Source organism: Planomicrobium okeanokoites (genome assembly GCF_003428875.1).
GTDB classification, from domain to species: Bacteria; Bacillota; Bacilli; order Bacillales_A; family Planococcaceae; genus Planococcus; species Planococcus okeanokoites.
In genome coordinates this window covers 936,470-958,025 of record NZ_QQRS01000001.1, presented here as the reverse complement: position 1 = coordinate 958,025, position 21,556 = coordinate 936,470, and the positions used below count along the sequence as shown (strand labels likewise).

The following is a 21,556-nucleotide window of genomic DNA, read 5'->3' as shown; positions in this document are numbered from 1 at the left end:
TCCGTCTTTTAAAAGATAAGAACTCACGGAAAAACCTCTTTGAAAATGATTAAAAACTATTGACTAATCGTAAGAAAACACCATTACGTAACGTGGGCGAGTATAGCAGTAAGAAGTATGGGGTTCGGTTTGAGAGGGTTGGTTCATCTGTGGAAGGCTAAAAAACTTTAACAAGGAGGTTCGTATAATGTCTACAAAACCGTATTCAGATGAAGATTATAAAGATGCTAAAAAACAAGGGTTAGATTTAGACGACTGGGGAGATTACGAAAAATATTTCGGCTTAGGTGAAGAGGAAGATTATTCATAGGAAGTCCAAAAAAGGAGCGAAAAAATGAAAATCATAAATTCGGTAGCCGTTATTTTTGAAAACCCAAAAACTGTCGAACAATATCGATTTCTCCACGAAAATGGATACATCTATAAATGGTCTTGCCAAATATGCAAGAAAATCAAGGCAAAGAGGTGACACAATGAAATGGAATCCAAAGGATCAAATAACCATGTTCGACTTGATGCCCAATTCTGTGGAAGGAAACGGGCAAGGTAAAGTCGATGGGTTGTTAAATAAAATCACACAAGGAGACTGTTTAGAAGTCATGAAGTTGATACCGGACAACAGTGTAGATTTATTGTTGACCGATCCACCGTATAACGTATCAATGAAATCTAATTTCCATACAATGGGCAGGCAAGGCGTTGACTTTGGCGAATGGGATAAAGAATTTGACCAACAATCTTGGCTTTCTCTAGCTTCCGAAAAGGTGAAAAAGGGCGGGAGCGTTGTGATATTCAATGACTACAAAAATATAGGTGAAATGTCGGAAGTTCTCGAATTCAATGGCTTTGTTGTAAAAGAACTACTTATGTGGAGAAAACCGAACCCAATGCCGAGAAACCGAGATAGGTTATATGTAACGAGTGTCGAAGTCGCTTTATGGGCAGTAAAAGGCAAAGGGTGGACTTTTAACCGGACAAGAGAAAATTACGAAAACGCCATTTTTGACAGCCCGACTGTAAATCATAAACAGCGCATTCACCCGACACAAAAACCGTTGAAAGTTATTGAAGAAATTATGGGAATTCACTCAAACAAAGGTGATGTTGTACTCGATCCGTTTATGGGAAGTGGCACAACGGCGCTGGCTGCTATGAATACCGGAAGAAACTTTATCGGCATCGAAAAGGAAATGGAATTTGTTGAAAAGGCTAATGAAAGAATACTTGAAACTGTAAATTAAATAACACAACGCAAACTTATTTTTTTACCACATAATTACCATATTTACACAATAGTTTTAACCTTGCACACAATTAATTGGTAACAATTACTGCAATATTCAGATAATTAAGGAGGATGAACTACATGGATATCGAGACACGGCATGAACGGAAGCGCTTATTGGCGCAGATAGATAAATTGGAAATTACGCGGTGTGCAGAATGTAAGAATACACCGTCCACGCAGAAGATGGTCCATTGCGACTGTCACTCTGCTGTGGAAATCAGAAGGCTTGGCGAAGCGCTGGTGGCAACTTCCAGAAAGACGCGTCAACATCGTGTGGATGGCTATATCGAGGAAGCGCTAAAAAATGGCTTGACACTGGAAATTTACCGCTTGCTGCGCGAATTTGAAATGACTGGTCGCGAGATTCAGAAAGCGGTGGGAATGACGCAAAAAGGACTTACCCAGTGGAAGATTGACAACGGATTAATCGCCGGTACAAAAACGGTGGACCGTGAAAACGTACCGAAAGGAAAGCACGCACGAACAGACAGCTATGGATTGACACCATACCATTTCAAAGTTGCGGAGAAGAATGGCATCCCCCGTAAACGAGTGAAGGCAAGACGGTATGATGGATGGTCGATTGATCGCGCGATTAACGAACCGATTCAGAATGTGAAGCATGAATATCAGAAGTGGTTGAAGGTAGCGCTGGCTAACGGATTGACAGTGGGTGGATTTAAGAATCGCATGAGCCATTACGGAATGTCGATGGAAGATGCAGCGACGTTGCCGAAAGGGTTGTCGAAAGCGAAGGGGATGGTGAAGGCATGACGATCAAGCAGAACATCCTAAAAATTGTGGAAGCGAACATTGACGCACAAAACGCAAAAGGCATGGCAACCTACGGCAAACCATTGGAAGCGTGCAGTCACGATTCATACGACTGGAACGATATGGCGAGCCAGGAGTTGATCGATGCACTCCAATATCAGCAAATGGAAATCAAAAAGGTGAAACGCCTGAATATGATTCTGGAAAAAGAGAATCAGCAAATGAAGCAGATTATTAAAGGGGGAATTTAGGATGGGAAAAACATTTGTTGGCGAAATGCCGAGAGTCGAATTTTTAGCTTCTTCTTCATCTGTGGATAGCAAAGCAACGCAAGTAGTCGAAAAATCTGCCTTAGAAGCCGTCAGAGATGCGTTAGGGGTTGCCGACAAGGAAACACCAGCCAACGATACAATGCGCCTTAAAACGGCTCACAACGAAGATTTAAACACACCATCCACAGAATACCTAACCGAGCAACATTGCAAAGATACGCAAACGATCGATTTCCTGCGCCATGAGTTGAAGGAGTCGGAACGTAAGCGGAAGTTGGAAGCGGAGTCGAGTGATACATGGCGCGCGAAGTATCGTGCTGCAGATGTGGAGTTGGAAAAGGCGAAAGTGGCGCATGATGCAGAGGTGCGGAATTTGCGTTATGACATTCAGTTGCTGAATAAGACGCTTGAAAAGCACGCTGGCGATGAACAACTGTTACTGCTGACGATGAAGAAGGCAGTTAGTTTTGCGGAGAGGGTGGTTGAGGGATGAAGATTGATATTTCGAATTTACTTGAAGCGCAAAAGGAGCTAGATGCGGAAATTGAAAAGAATCATCCAACTGTGGAAAAAGAAGAACGACTTTTGAAGCGCACGCTCGCGTTATTGGTAGAGCTTGGCGAATTGGCGAATGAGCTGCCGGAAGTATTCAAGTTTTGGTCAAACAAAAAGAACAATTACGAAAAGGCGCTCGAAGAATATGTGGACGGTCTGCATTTTTTTCTTTCGATTGCGTTGGAAGAAGGACCGGATCAACTGAGTGTGCAACGACCATATATGCAGGCAAGCGCTAATATTCTCGACTGTTACTTGGATATATTCGAAGATGTTTCTCGGATTGACTGCGAAATCGGACCACTAGGAAGAAGTTTTTACCGCTATATCGAATTGGGGCAGATGCTCGGTTTCACTTGGGAACAAATCGAAATGTCTTACATGATGAAAAACGCGTTAAATCATCATCGTCAAGAAACGGGTTATTGATATGAAACCAGGCGACTCCTACCAAACAGAAGTCAAAGTGGTGAAGGTTAGGCGCGGTGAAGCTACGGTGGTTGTGATTGATGGGAAGCGTTATGTGATGGATAAAAGTTGAGGGAGTGGATGAAGGGTGAAGAAGAAAGTAGCCGAATTGAAAATTGGCGACCAAGTTCAATTATTCACTAAATTAATTCCTGTACCAGTTCCTTACGAGGTGATACTGATTGAGGTTTGGAGAGATACGAATACCGTTAGTGGTTTGCATCTTAAAAATCCGGATGGGGATAAGAAAATGTTTAGCTTCTTGGATGGCGATTTGGAAATGACTATGTGGACGGGTTATGACGTTGGCAGTTCTTATACCGAAAATAACAAATGCGCCCATTGCGGAAATACTGTAAACGGAAAAGGGGCGACGGTATGACACTATCAATATTCCTGTGGACAGCAGGCGCAGCGCTCATCTTCGGCTTCACCAACGCGATGGCCTATGCGCGCGGATTCGGATCGGGATGGAATGTCGGGTATGTGGCACGGGTTGAGGATGCGAAGTTGGAGGTTGAGGAAAATGAGTGAACGAATCACAGCAGAAATAAACTTGATGGAGAATAAAGCCTACATCGTCAAAGACGGCGCATTAATCACACTCGACTCCCCTCCCAGCGGATACGGTCAGCAAACCATCCACTGGGAATCGGAGAAAGTGACGCGCATCGTTCACGGTCATATACAGAAAGTTTAGCATTAATCAGCTATCGGACCAGCCGAGGCCTGTAATGAAAAATCCTCGGAGGTGCTAATATGTCAACACTATGGGCAGATGACTTAAAATGCGAATACGAAACAGGGCGCAAAGCCGTTACGCAATACAAAAACAATCTCGACCGTGACGATCCGAGCAATGAAAATTATCTCACATTAGCCAACTCCATGATAGCGGGTAGCAAAGAATCGGAAGAGTGGCTGATGACAGGGCGTGACCCACGCGCTTACAAAGGCATCGACAAGAAAAGCATTTACCACCGCAACTCCTGGGATGCGATGGATTTAATACCGGATATTCGCGATGAACTGGAAAGCGATGGACCACCGGAACTTTCCCTCTCTGTGGATAGCAAAGAAAAGCTTTCACGCATCTTCTCAGCGCTTTCACCACGCGAGCGCCAGTGTTATATCCTGCATAACGCGCAACGTCTGAGTATGGCGCAGATAGCGATTGAGTTGGAGGTTAGTAAGTCGACCGTGCAGATGTATTTGAAGAGGGCGAAGGTGAAGGTTGAATTGAGAGCGTAAAAAAGGAGTGGTTATGAATGGAACAAACATATGGATTGTGGCACAAAGGGATTAATCCGAGCAACTGGATGCCTGATTATGAGGATTGTAATAAAGAAGAAGTAGAGCGATGGAAAACGGATTTAGAAAAAGAAAAAGAAGGGTTATGCGATTTTGAAGGCTTTTACGGAATCGGAATTTATGAATATTAACAATTAAGTATTCGTAAATAAAATTAAATTCCCTGTCATACGCTTGTCATACGTTTTCCGTATTGGTATACAGACCTATTCGTTTGCGATGCAGATTTACATTGCGAGCGTATCAATTTTGAGCATCCGCATAGGGTGTTCTTTTTCTTATATCCTAAAAAGCGGGTGACAATGTGAAGTGGACTGACGAGGAACATAATTTTTTAGTCGAGTTGGTGAAGTCGAGGGGAACGCGGTGGAAGTTGCTCGCAGAATTAATGAGTGAGCGATTCGGCAAAGAGTTTACTTTTAATCAAGTGCGGTCACATTACCGCATGAATCCCGATTCGCAAGTGTTGCCAGCTTACAACGAGACGACAGAAATCCTCGCAGACGGTTCGCATAAGTCGGATAAACTACTTCGCATGTCAGCAGCGGAATTGAAGGATACAGAGTTTCTGCTAACCTCACACGGATACGATCCGAGTAAATGGGAGATAGTCAACGCAAAAAGTAGCATCTGGAATCAGCACAATAAAGAGGACGGCACAATCACGCTATACTCCAGCAAGATTACCGTTAAACCAGCGCTAACCGGAATGGATTGGGGCAAGCTAATCACAACTGTGGAAAGCGCACCATCCGTTTTCGTCAAACCGAAGTACACGCCAGGAGAGGAACGCTATTTGAATATCCCTCTTTACGATATGCACTTCGGCATCAGCGACTACAACCATTATCTTCCGACACAAGCGAAAGTGTTAAACGTGCTGAAAAAGCCGTATAAGGAGATTCTGTTTTTAATCGGTTCAGACTTATTCCACCACAATGATCATCGCAACCGGACGGCATCGGGGCGTGAAATCGAACACGCGGATATGTCGCTGGCTTGGGAAGATGCAGCGAAGTTTTATGAGCCGATATTGCATGAAGCGTTGAAGAATTCGGGTAAAGTAACCGGCATCTTTATCAAGGGGAATCATTCCGAATCGCTCGAATGGGCGTTCACCAAATACTTGCAAGCGCGATTCCCGCAGATTACTTTTAACACCGATTTTAGGGAGCGCAAAGTCCACATGCTCGGTGATATCATGATTGCAGCAACGCATGGTGATAAGGCGCGTAAACGCTTGAACGAAAACTTTGCCACCGAATTCCCTCTCGAATGGAGTCGAGCAACCACACGCGAATTATTCATCGGCCATCTTCACACCGAAGAGGTTATCGACAAAGGCGGCATCCTGCAACGCGCATTAAGCACACGCAACAAGGTCGACAGCTATCACGATGACTACGGCTATACCGCAAGCCACAAGCGCTTCCAGTTATTCGAGTACAGCAAGAACGAGATTGAACATATTCATTTTGTATGAAATCACTTATTGTGGACTACACCGATTACCTGTATATTGAAATCATAACAAATACAGGAGGTTCAATATGAAGAAAATACTATTTATCATCATCGGCATCATCCTGGTAATCGCCATTGTGCAAGGTGTCATTCAAGGCGTATCACAAGCAGGAAACACGCCAACCGAAACAACCGAACCGGAACAAACGCCGAAAGAGAAAGTGGAATCAGCGCTTAACAATAATGTCACTGTGGATTCCCTCTCCCTCTCTGGTCAATTCGACAGTGAACCATACAGCGCAGAGATTTCATTTTTAGCGAAAGAGAACCTTTCAAGCAATATGACTGTGGAAGGCATGAAGGATGATATTAAGAACGCGCTTTATACGTTAAAGGAAAGCGGATATACATTCGACAGTATCAGCATCAACGTTGATTATCCGCTAACCGATCAATACGGTAACTCCGAGAATGAAACGGTTATCAAAGCAACGTACGCCGGCGAAACGCTAGACAAGCTAGGCGACGACAAACACGCCTTAAAGAATGATAATTTAGCTACCATTGCTGATGAATGGTGGGAGCATGACGCGATTAAATAATATATCTGTGGAAGGCGTACCTAATTGGTGCGCTTTTTCTTATGTCATAAAATTGGTGAATAACCTGAAAGTTGGTGGTAGATGAAATGGCTAAAGGTAAATACGAAGAATGGCTCGAACCTGAAAAGTTAATCATTATTGAAGGTTGGGCGCGTGATGGTCTGACGGATGAACAGATAGCGCACAATATGGGTATTGGTTACTCAACCTTGCAAGCATGGAAAAGCAAATATCAAGACATTCAAGATACCTTAAAAAGAGGTAAGGAAGTCATTGACAGGCAAGTTGAAAATGCGCTGCTCAAAAACGCGCTCGGCTTCCATTACAAAGAAGAAGCGCTCACCAACAAAGGCGAAGTGGTGGAGATTGAAAAGTTTGAAAAGCCAAACACCACCGCGCAAATCTTCTGGCTGAAAAACAGAAAGTCAAAACAGTGGCGCGACAAGCAAGACATTGAACACAGCGGATCCACAACACAACGAACAATCGACCTCTCCTATCTCAGTGACGAGGAATTGGAAAAGGCGTTGAAGAAGTATGACAACAGCTAGAGAACTATTAGAGGAAAAGTTGCGCAGACGTAATCAGCAGCGCATTGAAGCATCCAGGGAAACGTTTTGGGAATACTGCGTAACGCGCGCGCCTTCCTTCTATAAAGACGACCGGCCACACCTCAAAACGATTGCAGAGACATTGCAAGATTTATACGAAGGTACGCTACCAAAGTCAAACGGCGAACCATACGAAAACTTAATCATGAATATCCCTCCACGCCACGGAAAGAGCCGCACGTTGATTCTTTTCTGTGAATGGGTACTCGGCAAGGATAAAGAAAACAAAATCATTACAGCATCATATAACGAGGATTTAGCAACAACGTTCTCGCGCTATACCCGTGACGGCATCAGCGAAGAAAAGTTATATCCGCACGAAATTGTATTCAGCGATATATTTCCGGATGTGAAAATTAAGCATGGTGACGGATCATATCGGCAATGGGCGCTTGAAGGTCAATTCTTCAACTACAAGGGTGCTGGTCTTGGTGGTTCAATCACCGGTAAGGGCGGCAACATCCTAATCGTCGATGACCCTATCAAGAACGCAGAGGAAGCGTTTAACGATGCTGCACTAGACAAACAGTGGCAATGGTTTACTGATACGTTCCTCTCGCGTCAAGAACAATCAGAGCGTTCTATCAAAGTGGTGAACATGACGAGATGGAGCAAGAATGATATCTGTGGAAAGTTACTCGCCAGTGAAGAAGCGGATGAATGGTTTGTGCTGCTGATTCCGGCAGAGGATGAAAACGGCAATATGCTATGTCCGCCATTACTCAACAAGAAAAACTTCAACAGTTTGAAACGGTTAATGGATCCGGCGATACTCGAAGCGAATTATTTCCAACAGCCTGTGGATATCAAAGGGCGATTGTACAAGTCGTATCGCTATTATGACAGCCTTCCACAATTTGAACGCATTTACAGTTACACCGACACCGCAGACGAGGGTAGCGATTACCTGTGCAGCATTGTGGCGGGTGTCTATCAAGGGGAAGCGTATCTTTTGGACGTTTACTATACAAAAGATGGTATGGAGACGACAGAGAAAGAGACAGCTTCTTTTTTTGTGCGCAATAAAGTAAATACCGCCATTATCGAAGCGAATACAGGTGGGCGCGGATTTGCTCGGAACGTTGAACGGTTGATATGGGAGAACCACAACACTCGCAGCGTATCCATCAAGCCGTTCCATCAAAGCAAGAACAAAATGGCGCGTATCCTCACAGCTAGCTCATTTGTACAGGAACATATTTACTTCCCGCGAGACTGGAAGAAGCGTTGGCCTGAATTCGAGCGAGATATCAGCGGATTCAATAAAGAGGGCAAGAACAAAAACGATGATGCACCGGATGCTTTAACCGGCATTGCGGAGTATGTCGATTTCAACGGCAACAGCAGCAGTAGCAAAAAACTAAACGCCCTCAAATCAATGGGCTTCTAAAGGAGTGACAGAATGGATCACGTAAACGATTTTGAAACGGCTGCGGATTTAACCTATAGCAAATTGCCGTTTAGACCGCGATTTTCGAGTGAAGCAAGGGAGCATTATACGTTCTCTTCTGTGGATAGCTTACTGGCAGACACACTCAACATCAGCGAAATGCTGAAACATCACCAGGAACATCAAGCGCCGCGATTGGATGCGTTGGATGATTATTATGAAGGTAACAATAACGGTATATTACGTAAGTCGAGACGTAAAGAGGTTCATTTAGCGGACCACCGTTCACCGCACAACTTCGCTGAATACGTATCGCAATTCATTCAAGGCTATATGTGTGGGATTCCGATTAAGGTGCAGCATGATGATGAAACGGTAAGCGATAAGCTCAATGAACTCAACGATCAAACGGATGCAGATGCGCATAATAGTGATTTAATATTGGATTTATCTATCTATGGCCGCGCTTATGAATTGCTTTACCGCAACATGGACGATGAAAGCCATTTGGCGTTGCTATCACCACTCGAAACGTTTGTAGTTTACAGCAATACGGTTGAAAAGAAGCCGCTTGCTGCGGTCCGCTATTATACGACTGTGACCGGCAAAGAGGAAACGCATGTTGAAGTGTATACGGATAAAGATATTATCTATTACACCGCAAAAGATATTCATTCGTATCATCTTGATGAAGTTGACCGCAAAGAGCATTACTTCGGCGGCGTTCCAATCGTCGAATACAGCAACAACCGATTCCGACAAGGCGATTATGAAAAGGTTCTCTACCTTATCGACCTGTACGATGCAGCGCAATCCGATACCGCCAATTACATGACGGATCTAAACGATGCGATGTTGAAGATTACAGGTAACCTTGAAATTGACGTTGAAGAAGCGCGCAGCATGAAAGACGCGAATATCCTTTTCTTGAAGGCTGAACCCTCTGTGGATGGCAAAGAAAGCAAAGTGGACGCCGATTACATCTACAAGAAATATGACGTTGCAGGCGTTGAAAAATACAAAGACCGCATCGCCAACGATATCCACAAGTTTACGAACACGCCGGACATGGGCGATTCGCAATTTGCAGGTACGCAGTCAGGTATCGCAATGGTATATAAACTATTCGGCTTAGAGCAAAAGCGCGCCATCAAAGAACGCCTATTCAAACGTTCGATGATGCAGCGCTATAAGTTGATTAAGAATATACTTCGATTCGCAAACGAAGGTGACTTTGATATTCACGGATTGAAAATAACGTTCACACCTAACCTTCCGGAGAATATCGCAGAAGAATTGGATATGTTCGTTAATGCGGGTGGCGTGCTTTCTCAGGAAACACTTCTCTCCATGCTATCCACAGTGAGTGATCCAAAAGAGGAATTGGAGCGCATTGCTGCTGAAATGGCAGAGAATCAAAACAGTTTACTGAACACGTACAGTTTCGCACCAACGTCAGCAGGTGGCGCTAATGGCTCGGAAGAATAAGGAGAGTCGCGAATATTGGCGTGACAGGGAGATTGAACACGCTAAACTGATGCTAAAGGATGACCAGGAGTTTTCCAAAACGTTGGCGGCGCTTTACCGTTCGACTTCCACAGAGATTGAGAACACCGTCACGGGTATGCTAGAGCGTTATGCGAGTAAGAACGGATTATCTGTCGCAGACGTACGCAAACGCCTCACAGCAACCGATATACGCGATTATGAAGCGAAGGCGGCGCGGTATGTGAAGGAGAAGGATTTCTCGCCGTTAGCGAATGAAGAAATGGCGATTTATAACTTGAAGATGCGAACGAGCAGACTTGATTTGATTAACGCGCATATTAATCTCGACTTAACCGCCTTGACTGATGAAGTGGATAAGTTGGTTGGTGAGCGATTGATTGACGCTGGACAGGCTGAAACATTACGGCAGGCAGGTATTCTCGGTGCAACCATCACCATCGACCGAAGCGGTTTGGAATACATCGCGCGGCGCAACTTCCACGGCGATGATTTCAGTGGCCATCTGTGGAAGAATAAGCGCCTTCTTCACGGTGAATTGAAAAAACGCCTAGCCGAATCCATCACCACGGGACAAAGTTCGAAGGTGGCAGCGCGTAAACTTCGCCAAACGGTGGAGCAAAACGTCTCCAACTCCCAACGCATCATGGTGACGGAATTGGCGCGTGTGCAGTCGGAAGTGCAAAAGGAATCGTATAAACAGGCTGATATTAGCATGTATGAGTTTATTGCGACAGAAGGCGGTTGCAAGATATGTGCGCCGCTTGATGGTGAGCGATTTAATGTGTCGGATGCGATGCCAGGGAGTAATATGGCTCCGATGCATCCGCATTGTCGGTGTTCGAGTGGTCCTTATTATGAATAATCTGTGGAAGGCGTGAGGATATGTTTAAGAAAATCATTCGATTAATCGGTTTGCAACGCCATCATTACAAAGTGGAAGGTTTCAGTTACCATGTTTGCGAAGCGTGTGGTAAAGAGATTTATATACCTGCTTGGAGTGAATTTAATTATCGATTGACTGAATTTAGAGGATGCAAAGCTAAGTAAAACGCTATCCACAGCATAGAAAGGGGTGATGGAGTGCTATACCACAAGCAGGCGATATGCCGGAAAGGTTAGGTGATCTTCATCATATCTCGCGGCTCGGCGTTAAGAGCGCATCGCAACCTTGTTGACTAGGTGACTTATCTATACTTCATTATCCCGACCTGAGCATGTCATTAAACTGCTCAAAATCATATCGTAAACGGGCATCACCAAATTGAATAACCGCATCAATCAAAGTCGTGAACGGGCCTATGGCGTGATTCGGGGCTTTTTATTATGCCATTTATTCAATCTGTGGATAGCGTGTTTGGGAAAAGGAGAATTTATATGGCAGAAGTAAACGAGCAAGTTGACAATACAGAAGAAGTAGACGTGGAGCAACAGGAAGAACAGCAGGAGCAAGCAACCTTCACGCAATCGGAAGTCGACAGCCGCATCAGTAAAGCAGTCGAATCGGCACTCGCTAAAAAGGAAGCCAAATTAAAAGCTGACTATGCGAATCAGATTGAAGAAGCGAAAAAGGAAGCGGAACGCCTTGCCAAGTTGAGCGAAAAAGAACGCAAAGACGAGGAATTGAAGAAACGCGAGGAACAACTAACCAATCGCCTTAAAGAGTTGGAGCAAAAGGAATTGAAATCCGATGCCATCAGCGATTTAAGCGCGAAAGGGTTGCCGTCCACATTTGCAGACTTCCTTGTACAGTCTGACGCGGAAACAACGCTCAAAAACATCAACGCATTCAAAGAAGCGTTCGACAACGCAGTAAACGAAGCAGTCAAGGATAAGCTGCGCCAAGATGCACCGCGCATCGGCGATCAACGCAAAGCATCCACAGAATCAACGAACGTAGCAGAAATGGCTCGGAAAGCCAGAATCATCAAATAAACCATAACCCAAAAGGAGAAATGAAATCATGGCACAAACTTTTTCACCAGATAACGTTTTAGTATACGAGCAAAAGGACGGTTCAATTCCAGATGCGCAGAACGCGCTTATTCTACAAGATGTAATCGAAAACTCGAAGATCATGCAGCTTGGTGTATTCCAAGAAATGGACGGTAAAGAAAAATCATTCGAATTCTTTGCAGAAGGGCCAGGCGCTTACTGGGTTGGAGAGACTGAAAAGATTCAGACTTCGAAACCAACAATGCTACAAGCGACAATGCGTGCGCACAAACTAGCAGTTATCCTGCCAGTATCGCGCGAATACCTGCAATACAAAGTACCGGCGTTCTTTGAAGCGATCCGTCCGAAAGTGGCAGAAGCATTCTACAAAAAATTCGACGAAGCAGGCATCCTAAACGTTGCCAACCCATTCCCGCAATCTGTGGATGAGTCAGCGGTTGCAGCAGGAAATGTTGTCGAAGGTGAAATCAACTACACAAACATTTTGGCTCTTCAGGACGCTCTATACGATGGCGATGAAGAAGCGAACGCTGTTATCAGCAAAGTACAAAACAACACGGCGTTGCGTGGTTCTGTGGACGCTAACAACGTATCCCTGTTCGACCGTCAAGCTGGCACAGTGGACGGCATCACAGCGGTCAACTTGAAATCGGCTGCTCTTGAAAAAGGAACGCTATACGCTGGTAACTTCGACCATTTGCATTACGGTATCCCGTTCAACATCAACTACAAAATCTCGGAAGATGCGCAATTGTCTACAATCACAAACGCAGACGGTTCACCAATCAACCTATTCGAGCAAGAAATGGTTGCATTGCGCGTGACAATGGACGTAGCGTTGATGATTACCAAAGACGAAGCGTTTGCGAAATTGACAGCACCAGCAGGCGTTTAATCCACAAAGGAGTGAAGTTTGATGGAATACAAAGTAATCAAAGCCTTCACCGATTTGCAGGATAACGGCCATGTGTATGCGGCTGGTGATTCGTACCCGCGTAAAGGTACAGCATCAGCCGAGCGCATTGCGGCGTTGTCATCCACAGATAATAAAGAGGGCGTTCCCTTCATTCAATCTGTGGAAGGCGATGAACCGGCATTTCCTGAACATGTTGGTGGCGGTTATTACCAATTATCCAACGGTGAAAACGTAAAAGGCAAAAAGCAAGCAGTCAAGGCAGAAAAAGCACTGACGGAATGAGGTGTTTACGATGCTTCAAGAAATTAAACAGTTATTAGGCATTGAGGATTCGCAGCAGGATGCGGTGCTTGGCATCATCATCAGTAACGTTGAAAGCCATTTGCGCTATCTGCTCGAAAAGGAGATACCGGAATCACTCAAATTCATCGTCACGGAAATCGCAGTCATGCGGTTCAACCGTCTCGGCAGTGAAGGCATTAAGGCTGATTCTGTGGAAGGCAAAAGCGTCACGTTCTACGATCCGGCGCAAGAGTTTCGCCCGTACCTCTCCGTCATCGAGCAGGAGAAACTAAAAGACTCTCCAACCGAGTTGCGCAGAGGTCGGGTGATGTTCATTTGAGATATTCGGACAGAATTACCTTCGTCAACGAAACGGCGGGTGGGTACAATCCCGATACCGGCTCTTATGATGAAGGTTCGCTATCCACAGATGTACAGGCGTGCAATCTTTCTAATCTTGGAGTTGACCGCACCAATCAGCTATTCGGTACTCTCGATAAGGAAATTACCGTAGCGCGCCTACAACGTCCATATAAGAAGGAATATGACCATGCGCTAATTGGCGGTAAGAAGTATGCGATTACGCGCCATGTTCCGTTCCGTAGCGAATCCGTTTTCTATTTGGAGGGGATGGCATGAGCGTGAGATTATCAGGCATGGATGTGCTGATTATGCAATTGGAAGGCGGAGCGCGTATTGAGGAAGCGGCCAAGAAGATTGTGAAACGCCGCACATCGGAAATGAATCGATTGGCGCAGCGAAAAGCACCTGTGGACACCGGAGAGCTTCGACGTTCCATCACTTCCGTTTACACGGACAACGGCATGACAGGGCAAGTTTCAGCAGGCATGCATTATTCTCCCTATGTAGAATACGGAACACGCTTCATGACGGCTCAACCGTTCATGCGTCCTGCCTATCAAGCGACAAAAGCCGAATTCATAACGGATTTAGAACGGTTGGTGAGGTAAATGAACGAGTTTAAGAGTCCACAGCAACAAATATTCGATGCCATTTTCAAAGCATCATTAAACCTGGGATACCGCACATTCGATTTTTTACCAGCGAATGATGTTGCGTATCCTTTTGTTTATATTGGCGAACAGTTCGACCAGGACAGGAATTTGAAAGATGTGGTGATTGGAGAGGTGCAACAGACGATCCACGTCTACCACTTGCAGCGCAATCGGCGAGATTTGACCGATATGATGGATAACCTGAAAACGGAAATCCGCAAATTGAAGAAAACGGAGAATTTTCATATACGCGCATCTAACATCACCGCCCAAACCCTACCCGACAATTCGACTTCCACAGCATTATTACACGGCATTGTGGAAGTCACCATTAAATTTAACTAGGAGGAACATAAATGGTAAATCCAATTACAGAATACGAAACAAGCCACGCCGCGTTACTTGCTGATAAAGCGCTCGAAGGTATGGTGCAAGGGAAAGACAAAATTCTGTTGTTCCGTGTTCTTGGCGACACGAACGCAGCGCGCAAACTGGCATTCCAAACAGAGCATACTTTCACATTCAGTCGCGAACGTGACGTGATCCGTACGAAAGACGGTTCTATCTCCAAAGATAATGGACTTGAAACAGAAGTATCCATTGAAGCGATTCAAAAGCGCGGCGACCGTCTATATGGCGAATTGGCGCTGGCTGCCATCAAAGGGCACAAAGTCGAACTGTGGGAAGTCACGGTGGACGAAGATTTGAAAAACGAAACTGATGAATACCCTGCCATCTATGCACAAGGCTACTTGCCATCCTGGGAGTTGCCTGCAGGTGTGGAAGACGAATCCACAGTGTCAACAACATTCAACGTAGACGGTGAACCGCAATGGGGTTATACGCCATTATCCGCAGCACAAGAAGCGGCGGTTCAATACGCATTCCGTAATACAGAAGAAATCACACCAGAAGTGTAATCGAGAGGGTAAAACCTCTCTTTTTTTATACCTAAAAATCAAATTAGAAAAAGGTGGAATCTCGCATGGAAATCACAATCAATGGCCAGCAAAAAGAAGTCAAATTCACACTCAATATGATTAATGAACTGGATAAAAAATACACGATGGAAGCAGGCGGCGCGAAATTTGCAATGGGGTTGAACCTTGCGTTTACATACCTCTCGCAAAAAAACCCGACCGCCATTTCAAATGTATTGAAGGCATGCCTTCCGAAAGTACCAGAGCAGCATATTGAAAACTATGTGGAAGGTTATGCAGTGGAACATGGCACACTCGAGCCGCTATTCGAAGAGTTAGTTGAGGAAATGGGAAAGCATCCTCTCCTTACAGCGACACTCGACAACTTCAAACAGAAAGCAAGAGTGGAGACAACGGAAACGGAATAACGTTTGACGAAATTTTGATTAATTGCATGCGTTTTCTGAACAAGACGTATCAAGAAGCCTGCGATATGACTTTCCGCGAGTATTCATTTGAAATTCACGCATACCGTTTGCGGGATTTGGACAGTCGCCAACGCATGCACATGCAGGCATGGGTGAATCAGCAGGCAAAGTCCACGAAAACGGTTGGCAAAAACACAGTTCCGTTCTTCAAAAACTTTAAAGAGTTCTTTGATTACGAAAAAGAATTGCAGGAAATTGAAGGTAAAAAGAAAGATGAGACCATTGTCCGTTTAGCAAATCTAGCAGCACGCATAAACGGATAGAAAGGAGGTCAACGAATGGCAGAAAGTTATTCGGTAGAGGCGTTTTTAAAAGCGGATCATACGGGATTTGTAAGAGGGTTTCAAGTGGCTGCGCAAGCGGCTAGAGATTTTCAGCGGGATGTCAGCAACATGGACACTTCCGGAATCGAGAACGCAGGTAAGCAGTTTGAAAAAGTCGGCGACAAAATTCAAACGCAAGGTAAGAATATTGCGAAAACCGGCGGCATCATAACAGCAGCAATTACCCTCCCGATTTTAGGTGCGGCGACTGCAGCGATCCAAACTGGTATGGACTTTGAAGCTTCTATGTCCAACGTGCAGGCGATATCCGGTGCGACGGGTGAAGATTTGGTGAGTTTAGAGAAGAAAGCACGTGAAATGGGAGCGACGACTTCCAAGAGTGCCGGTGAAGCAGCAGATGCAATGAGTTATATGGCGTTAGCCGGTTGGGATACAACACAAATCATGCAGGGAATCGAGCCTATTTTGCGCTTATCGGAAGCTGGTTCATTGGACTTAGCAACCGCATCGGATCTTGTAACAGACAGTATGAGTGCGCTCGGCTTGGAAGTGAAAGATTTACCTGGCTACCTCGACCAAGTAGCGCAAACCTCACGAAAAGCCAATACCGATATCGATTCACTCATGCAGGCAAACCTTGCTGTAGGTGGTTCATTCAACAATTTAAACGTTCCTTTGGCAGAAGGTAACGCGTTGCTCGGTATCATGGCAAACAGAGGTATTAAGGGCGCAGAAGCGGGTAACGCATTAAGCTCAATCCTCGTCAACATGACAAGTGGTGCAGGGCAAGCCGGTAAAGCGATGGAAGAGCTAGGTATCAGCGCGTTTGATTCGGAAGGTAATTTTAAAGGTGTGGAAAACGTACTTCAGGAAGTATCGGATGCCACAGCAGGATTAAGCGAAGAACAGCGCACACAATACTTATCCATGATAGCCGGTAAAACACAATTGTCAGGTTTCCAAGCATTGCTTGATGGACTCGGCAAGGAGTACGGCGATTTAAAGGGGAATGTTGAAAATTCCAATGGGGCGCTCAATGAAATGGCCGCCACCATGCAGAATAACCTGAAAGGGAAACTTACTGAGATTGGATCCGCATTATCAGAAGTCGGCATTAAGATTTACCAGGCATTACTTCCTTATTTACAAAAGGCAGCAGAATTCTTTTTGAACCTTGTCAACAAAGTCAACGCACTTTCTCCACAGATGCAAATGCTGGCGGGAGTTGTGGCGATTGTCGCAGCGGCGATTGGGCCACTTCTACTGGTATTGGGTGGACTTGTCACCTTCGTCGGAATGGTTGTGTCGAATTTCGGTATCTTACTGCAACGGTTTGCACCGATTATCGCAAGGCATGCAGCATTAAAAACAGCGGTTGGTTTATTAGGGCGCGCGTTCAGTTTGCTGTTCGGTCCAATTGGTTTAATTATCGGTATTCTTTTGTCGCTAGTACCAGTATTCATCAAACTGTATCAAGAAAACGAAAAATTCCGCGCAATCGTGGATACTGTATGGAACTTTATTAAAACGACTATTGAGACAGTAGTGGCAGCGGTCGTCGCGTTTGTTATGAGCGTATGGGGGCAATTGGTAGCTTTCTGGAACGAGAATGGCGAAATGATTAAAGAGGCAACTTCGAATGTTTGGAATGTTATATCCACAGTCATACAAGGAGTTTTAAAAGCGATTCAAGCAGTGTTCCAAGTAGTGTGGCCAATAATCCAAATTATTGTTATGAGCGTATGGGAGAACATCAAAGGCGTTATCAGCGGCGCGCTCGACATTATCATGGGACTGGTACAGGTATTCGCTGGACTCTTCACGGGGAACTGGTCCGCGATGTGGGAAGGCGTCAAGCAAATGTTTAGCGGTGCTGTTCAATTCCTGTGGAATGCAGTGCAACTTCTTTTGTGGGGTAAACTTCTCAAAGGGTTAGCGGGATTTGTTGGAGCATTCCGTTCGCAGATTGGCGCGTTTTGGAATGGCGTAAAAACACTCTTCAATACTTCAATAAACGCCATTAAATCATTCTTCACCGCAGGACTTCAAAGTATACGCGGAGTAACGCAAGCTAATCTTTCTAATATCCTTAATTTTTTCCGTACCATTTTCTCTGCTATAGTTACGACGGTTAGAACGCGCTTCGCAAACGTCGTTACGGCTATTCGTACTGCATTAAGCACTGCACTTACGTTAATCCGTACGGTTTTAACGAATATGATAAATGCTGTGAAAAATAAAGCTTCCGCATTCCTGTCGGCTGGTAAGGATTTAATACGTGGGCTTATTAACGGGATAAAAAATATGACCGGTCAAGCTCTGAGCGCCATCACAGGGGTCGTGGATAGTGTGGTTGGGAAAGCAAAATCCCTATTCGGTATCAAATCGCCATCGCGAGTGTTTATGGGAATAGGTGCATATCTATCCGAAGGGTTGGCGAACGGCATTGACGACAAAGCGCGCACAGCCATTAAAACGGTTGGCGATTTATCGAGATCAGTTACCAATGCGTTCAATCCTGAATTAGCTGTGGACGGCATGAACTACAACAGCCAAATTCGCAACTTGAACGGACAGATGAAACAGCAGATGACAAATCATGTAAAAGGTGAAATGTCGGTAAACCGTCAACCGGTAATCGTGAACATTTACGACAATAAAGAAGCAGTACGCGCGTATGTAAATGAAGAAAATGCGGTGGATGCGCAAATCAGGAGGTTTTAACGGATGGATATGATGATAACCAAGAAAAACGGAGATGCTCGATTACTTGAAGAATTCGGCGTAACCGTCAGCGATTTTGTCGTGTCCTCCATCCCTCTCCTGGCATCTTACGGCACAATCGAAGGTAGGCACGGAACAGTGGACTACGGCGCAACGTATGGTCCGCGGACAATCACTGTGCCGTTTTCAGTTGAAGCAGACGAGTTGGAACGCTTTCCACAGAAGAGGGATGAACTGTTTGCTTTTCTTGTGGACAGCGAATCGTATTATATACGGGAGTTGCGGCGTGCGAACCACCATAATTACGCATTTGCAAAAACGCATGAAGTGGCGCGCGATTTACCCGACACGGGGAATCAGCTATCCACAGAAAAGAGTTACCTGGTGCGTTTGCAAAACACCTTCAACTTGGAACAAATGCTGACGAGTGGCGAAGGGGAGTTGGTGTATGAGACGACCGAGCTTCCGTTTGGCGAAAGTGGCATTGTAAAAAAAACGTTTACCGGCACGCAATTCCGTTTGCTGAACGAAGGGGATGTAAACATTCATCCGTTTATCCAGCACTTGAAAATTACGATACGCAACGTAACCGGATCGAATAGCTATTTTGAACTTGAAAACACGACGACCAAGAAAAAGTTCGTGGTGAATGAACGAATCGACAATATTCACAAAGTGGTAATGGATGGGTCGGTGGTGACGCGGAACAGTCTTCAATTCCTGCGCAACACGAATCGGGAGTTCATTGAGTTAGCTTCAGGCTGGAACGATTTTCGGATATACGGCGCAACCTCTGCCACTGTGGACGTCGAGTTCAAACGGTACTACAAATGAGGGGAGTGGCTTGAATGTATGTGCGCGATTTAGAAGGCAATGAATATCCGCTCGAAGCGACCGTTACGCACGACTTTGAGTTAAACGGGAAACCGGTTCTCTCATTTGTGGCGAAACCGAGCAAGGTGAACGATGTGTTTTTGAAAGAGTTAAGCGAAATGTGGCAGGTTATTGACTTCGATGATGTTGTCCACAGAATTGAATATGCACGAAAAAGGGGAGAAGGCGACCGTCTGAGTGTAGACGTGAAAGCCACTCCTTCTTTTTATGACGATTTTGCGGTCAGTCGGATTTATATGCGCTACGATCAGCACATGACGGCGGCAGAAGCGTTCGGTTTGATATTCGCTGACACCGATTACAATTATGTGCTAGTCGATCCGTTTTACGCCGTACAGTGGCAGGGGTTTGGCGACGGGCAGACACGGCTGGAAACGTTTAAACGGGCGCTAGAACGCTACAAAGCAGAATTCCGGATAGTTAGGAATACCGTCTACATCGAGCAACAGATTGGCGTTGATACGTCGTTTATGTACCGATACCGCTTGAATGCGTCGAACATTGTGCAAGAGATTGATGCTTCGAATCTTTGGACGTACGCGCGCGGGTACGGCGACTTCGCGGAAGGTGAAGAGGATAACGCGGCGTTGATACGCGAGTATTATTCACCGCTTGCGAGTGTGGCAGGGATTGGTAAACGGGATGCGCCACCGTATTACAACGGTTCGATAACCACAGTTGAAACAATGGATGAAGCGATTAAGGAATCGGTGGACAACAGTCTTAAAATATCGATTTCCACAGATGTTCATGACTTGCGGAAACAGGGTTATCCGTTAGCGCATCCGAATTTGGGCGACCGCGTGTATCTGACGGATGAACGCATTGGCTTTGATGAAGAAGTACGCATCTATCAGATGACGATTGTGCGCGACTGGCAAGGCAATGTGCTGGATTTAAAACTGGTAATTGGTTCGCCTGGATTGGTGAAACGCCATCAAGCGCAGTTGTCACAAGCTGTGGACAGAATCACGGATCTAATCAATGGCAATTTACCGATTCCGTTTAACGTGCTGCCGAATGCGGTGCGCTTGGCATCGGATGCTTTAAAATCAGCGCTCACGGAACTGGCTTTTGACAATGGTATTGTGGCCACGGATCCGAATGACCCGAATAGATTGGTCGTATTTAATTCAGCAGGCGTGGGAATCAGTTTGGATGGTGGTGTGACGTTTGATGAAGCAGTAACGTATCTCGGTATCAACACAAGCCTATTAACGGCAGGCGACATCCACACGAACAATATTCGGATTGTGGGCGACTCCAATTTCTTCTTCTGGGATGGTACGGGATTGCAGGCGATTGACCCAACGGATGTCACGCGGTTTGTGCGTTTGCGGAGTGATGGGTTGTATATTTCCAAAGGCGCAATCACCATCGAACGTCCAGATGGCTATAAAACAATTAATAACGGCATGAGTACATTTGATGTGAACATTCAGGGAGTTGAACCAATGTTCTTTTCTCCAGCTGTCACGCTTGTCCAAAAGTCTTATGCGCAGTGGTTGTCTACACGAACAGCAAGTGCTTCAGTCGACTTTAACCAGTATTCCTTTAAGCATGAAGCACGCTATTTAAAAGTAAGATTCCGGGTATTAGCGAGCGGTTCAAATACAGCGCATTTCGAAATATGGAAGGGTGGAGAGAAGGTGGCCAGCGCTCAAACCTCAGTGTCGAATGATTCGGACCCGAGTGTTCAAAACGGTTCAACCCTCACTGTGGATTTAGGTGTGCCGACCGGTAACTCCGATACATTCCAAATACGCTTCCGAACGTCTGTATCAAATGAAGATGCATATGCAATGGTCACTAGAAAATGGCTGGAGGGATAATTC

At 45.3% G+C, this 21,556-nt stretch carries 30 protein-coding genes; all 30 read left to right on the top strand.

The features are described 5' to 3' along the window. Positions 1–187 precede the first annotated feature (187 nt). The 30 genes from D2910_RS17080 to D2910_RS04750 all read left to right on the top strand — a co-directional run bounded on the left by D2910_RS17080 (position 188) and on the right by D2910_RS04750 (position 21,553). On the top strand, positions 188–310 hold the full coding sequence (locus D2910_RS17080) for a hypothetical protein (RefSeq protein WP_276310414.1): 123 nt from the start codon (positions 188–190) through the stop codon (positions 308–310). Positions 311–473: 163 nt separating this feature from the next. Beyond that, positions 474–1,241 (top strand): DNA-methyltransferase, encoded by a 768-nt coding sequence (locus D2910_RS04880; protein WP_205854574.1) that lies wholly within the window; start codon positions 474–476, stop codon positions 1,239–1,241. Positions 1,242–1,366: 125 nt separating this feature from the next. Continuing rightward, positions 1,367–2,062, top strand: coding sequence for a hypothetical protein (locus D2910_RS04875; protein WP_117312567.1), 696 nt, complete (start codon positions 1,367–1,369; stop codon positions 2,060–2,062). Then, complete coding sequence (locus D2910_RS04870) at positions 2,059–2,313, top strand: hypothetical protein (RefSeq protein ID WP_117312566.1); 255 nt, start codon at positions 2,059–2,061, stop codon at positions 2,311–2,313. The genes D2910_RS04875 and D2910_RS04870 overlap by 4 nt, the downstream gene beginning before the upstream one ends. Position 2,314: 1 nt before the next feature. Then, positions 2,315–2,827: a hypothetical protein gene (locus tag D2910_RS04865; protein ID WP_117312565.1), complete on the top strand. Its 513-nt coding sequence runs from the start codon at positions 2,315–2,317 to the stop codon at positions 2,825–2,827. Continuing rightward, positions 2,824–3,318, top strand: coding sequence for a dUTP diphosphatase (locus tag D2910_RS04860; RefSeq protein ID WP_240633543.1), 495 nt, complete (start codon positions 2,824–2,826; stop codon positions 3,316–3,318). Before D2910_RS04865 ends, D2910_RS04860 begins: the two co-directional genes overlap by 4 nt. 127 nt (positions 3,319–3,445) lie before the next feature. After that, positions 3,446–3,739 carry a hypothetical protein gene (locus D2910_RS04855; RefSeq protein ID WP_117312564.1) on the top strand — a complete coding sequence of 98 codons (294 nt, stop codon included), beginning with the start codon at positions 3,446–3,448 and terminating at the stop codon, positions 3,737–3,739. Then, complete coding sequence (locus D2910_RS16825) at positions 3,736–3,891, top strand: hypothetical protein (protein WP_165850132.1); 156 nt, start codon at positions 3,736–3,738, stop codon at positions 3,889–3,891. The genes D2910_RS04855 and D2910_RS16825 overlap by 4 nt, the downstream gene beginning before the upstream one ends. Beyond that, the gene (locus tag D2910_RS04850) at positions 3,884–4,057 is read left to right on the top strand and encodes a DUF3954 domain-containing protein (protein WP_240633542.1); all 174 of its coding nucleotides are present in this window, start codon (positions 3,884–3,886) and stop codon (positions 4,055–4,057) included. Before D2910_RS16825 ends, D2910_RS04850 begins: the two co-directional genes overlap by 8 nt. Before the next feature lie 59 nt (positions 4,058–4,116). Then, positions 4,117–4,608 (top strand): sigma factor-like helix-turn-helix DNA-binding protein, encoded by a 492-nt coding sequence (locus D2910_RS04845; protein WP_117312562.1) that lies wholly within the window; start codon positions 4,117–4,119, stop codon positions 4,606–4,608. A 17-nt stretch (positions 4,609–4,625) separates the two neighbouring features. Beyond that, on the top strand, positions 4,626–4,799 hold the full coding sequence (locus D2910_RS16820) for a hypothetical protein (protein ID WP_165850131.1): 174 nt from the start codon (positions 4,626–4,628) through the stop codon (positions 4,797–4,799). Positions 4,800–4,972: 173 nt separating this feature from the next. Then, positions 4,973–6,151, top strand: a complete 1,179-nt coding sequence (locus tag D2910_RS04840; protein WP_117312561.1) for an SANT/Myb-like DNA-binding domain-containing protein — start codon at positions 4,973–4,975, stop codon at positions 6,149–6,151. 67 nt (positions 6,152–6,218) lie between these two features. Next, a complete protein-coding gene (locus D2910_RS04835; protein ID WP_117312560.1) occupies positions 6,219–6,734 on the top strand; it encodes a hypothetical protein in 516 nt (171 codons plus the stop codon). Positions 6,735–6,820: 86 nt separating this feature from the next. After that, positions 6,821–7,285: a helix-turn-helix domain-containing protein gene (locus tag D2910_RS04830; protein WP_117312559.1), complete on the top strand. Its 465-nt coding sequence runs from the start codon at positions 6,821–6,823 to the stop codon at positions 7,283–7,285. After that, positions 7,272–8,735 (top strand): phage terminase large subunit, encoded by a 1,464-nt coding sequence (gene terL / locus D2910_RS04825; RefSeq protein WP_117312558.1) that lies wholly within the window; start codon positions 7,272–7,274, stop codon positions 8,733–8,735. Before D2910_RS04830 ends, terL begins: the two co-directional genes overlap by 14 nt. Before the next feature lie 12 nt (positions 8,736–8,747). After that, a complete protein-coding gene (locus tag D2910_RS04820) occupies positions 8,748–10,223 on the top strand; it encodes a phage portal protein (RefSeq protein ID WP_117312557.1) in 1,476 nt (491 codons plus the stop codon). Then, a complete protein-coding gene (locus tag D2910_RS04815) occupies positions 10,207–11,106 on the top strand; it encodes a minor capsid protein (RefSeq protein WP_117312556.1) in 900 nt (299 codons plus the stop codon). Before D2910_RS04820 ends, D2910_RS04815 begins: the two co-directional genes overlap by 17 nt. Before the next feature lie 512 nt (positions 11,107–11,618). Next, a complete protein-coding gene (locus D2910_RS04810) occupies positions 11,619–12,176 on the top strand; it encodes a DUF4355 domain-containing protein (protein ID WP_165850130.1) in 558 nt (185 codons plus the stop codon). A 28-nt stretch (positions 12,177–12,204) separates the two neighbouring features. Continuing rightward, the gene (locus D2910_RS04805; RefSeq protein ID WP_117312554.1) at positions 12,205–13,092 is read left to right on the top strand and encodes a phage major capsid protein; all 888 of its coding nucleotides are present in this window, start codon (positions 12,205–12,207) and stop codon (positions 13,090–13,092) included. Between the two features lie 21 nt (positions 13,093–13,113). Beyond that, positions 13,114–13,395 carry a hypothetical protein gene (locus D2910_RS04800; protein WP_117312553.1) on the top strand — a complete coding sequence of 94 codons (282 nt, stop codon included), beginning with the start codon at positions 13,114–13,116 and terminating at the stop codon, positions 13,393–13,395. 10 nt (positions 13,396–13,405) lie between these two features. Further along, positions 13,406–13,735 (top strand): phage head-tail connector protein, encoded by a 330-nt coding sequence (locus D2910_RS04795; RefSeq protein WP_117312552.1) that lies wholly within the window; start codon positions 13,406–13,408, stop codon positions 13,733–13,735. Continuing rightward, entirely contained in the window at positions 13,732–14,034 is a 303-nt protein-coding gene (locus tag D2910_RS04790) for a hypothetical protein (RefSeq protein WP_117312551.1), read from the top strand. The genes D2910_RS04795 and D2910_RS04790 overlap by 4 nt, the downstream gene beginning before the upstream one ends. Further along, a complete protein-coding gene (locus D2910_RS04785) occupies positions 14,031–14,366 on the top strand; it encodes an HK97-gp10 family putative phage morphogenesis protein (protein WP_117312550.1) in 336 nt (111 codons plus the stop codon). The genes D2910_RS04790 and D2910_RS04785 overlap by 4 nt, the downstream gene beginning before the upstream one ends. Beyond that, positions 14,367–14,756 (top strand): gp17 family tail completion protein, encoded by a 390-nt coding sequence (locus D2910_RS04780; protein WP_117312549.1) that lies wholly within the window; start codon positions 14,367–14,369, stop codon positions 14,754–14,756. It begins immediately after the preceding gene. Between the two features lie 11 nt (positions 14,757–14,767). Beyond that, positions 14,768–15,331, top strand: coding sequence for a phage major tail protein, TP901-1 family (locus D2910_RS04775; RefSeq protein ID WP_117312548.1), 564 nt, complete (start codon positions 14,768–14,770; stop codon positions 15,329–15,331). Between the two features lie 65 nt (positions 15,332–15,396). Next, positions 15,397–15,759, top strand: a complete 363-nt coding sequence (locus tag D2910_RS04770; protein ID WP_117312547.1) for a tail assembly chaperone — start codon at positions 15,397–15,399, stop codon at positions 15,757–15,759. Between the two features lie 65 nt (positions 15,760–15,824). After that, positions 15,825–16,082, top strand: a complete 258-nt coding sequence (locus D2910_RS04765) for a hypothetical protein (protein WP_117312546.1) — start codon at positions 15,825–15,827, stop codon at positions 16,080–16,082. Positions 16,083–16,097: 15 nt separating this feature from the next. After that, positions 16,098–18,827: a phage tail tape measure protein gene (locus tag D2910_RS04760; RefSeq protein ID WP_117312545.1), complete on the top strand. Its 2,730-nt coding sequence runs from the start codon at positions 16,098–16,100 to the stop codon at positions 18,825–18,827. A 3-nt stretch (positions 18,828–18,830) separates the two neighbouring features. Beyond that, positions 18,831–19,661: a phage tail domain-containing protein gene (locus D2910_RS04755; protein ID WP_117312544.1), complete on the top strand. Its 831-nt coding sequence runs from the start codon at positions 18,831–18,833 to the stop codon at positions 19,659–19,661. Positions 19,662–19,675: 14 nt separating this feature from the next. Further along, entirely contained in the window at positions 19,676–21,553 is a 1,878-nt protein-coding gene (locus D2910_RS04750) for a phage tail protein (RefSeq protein WP_117312543.1), read from the top strand. Positions 21,554–21,556 lie beyond the last annotated feature (3 nt).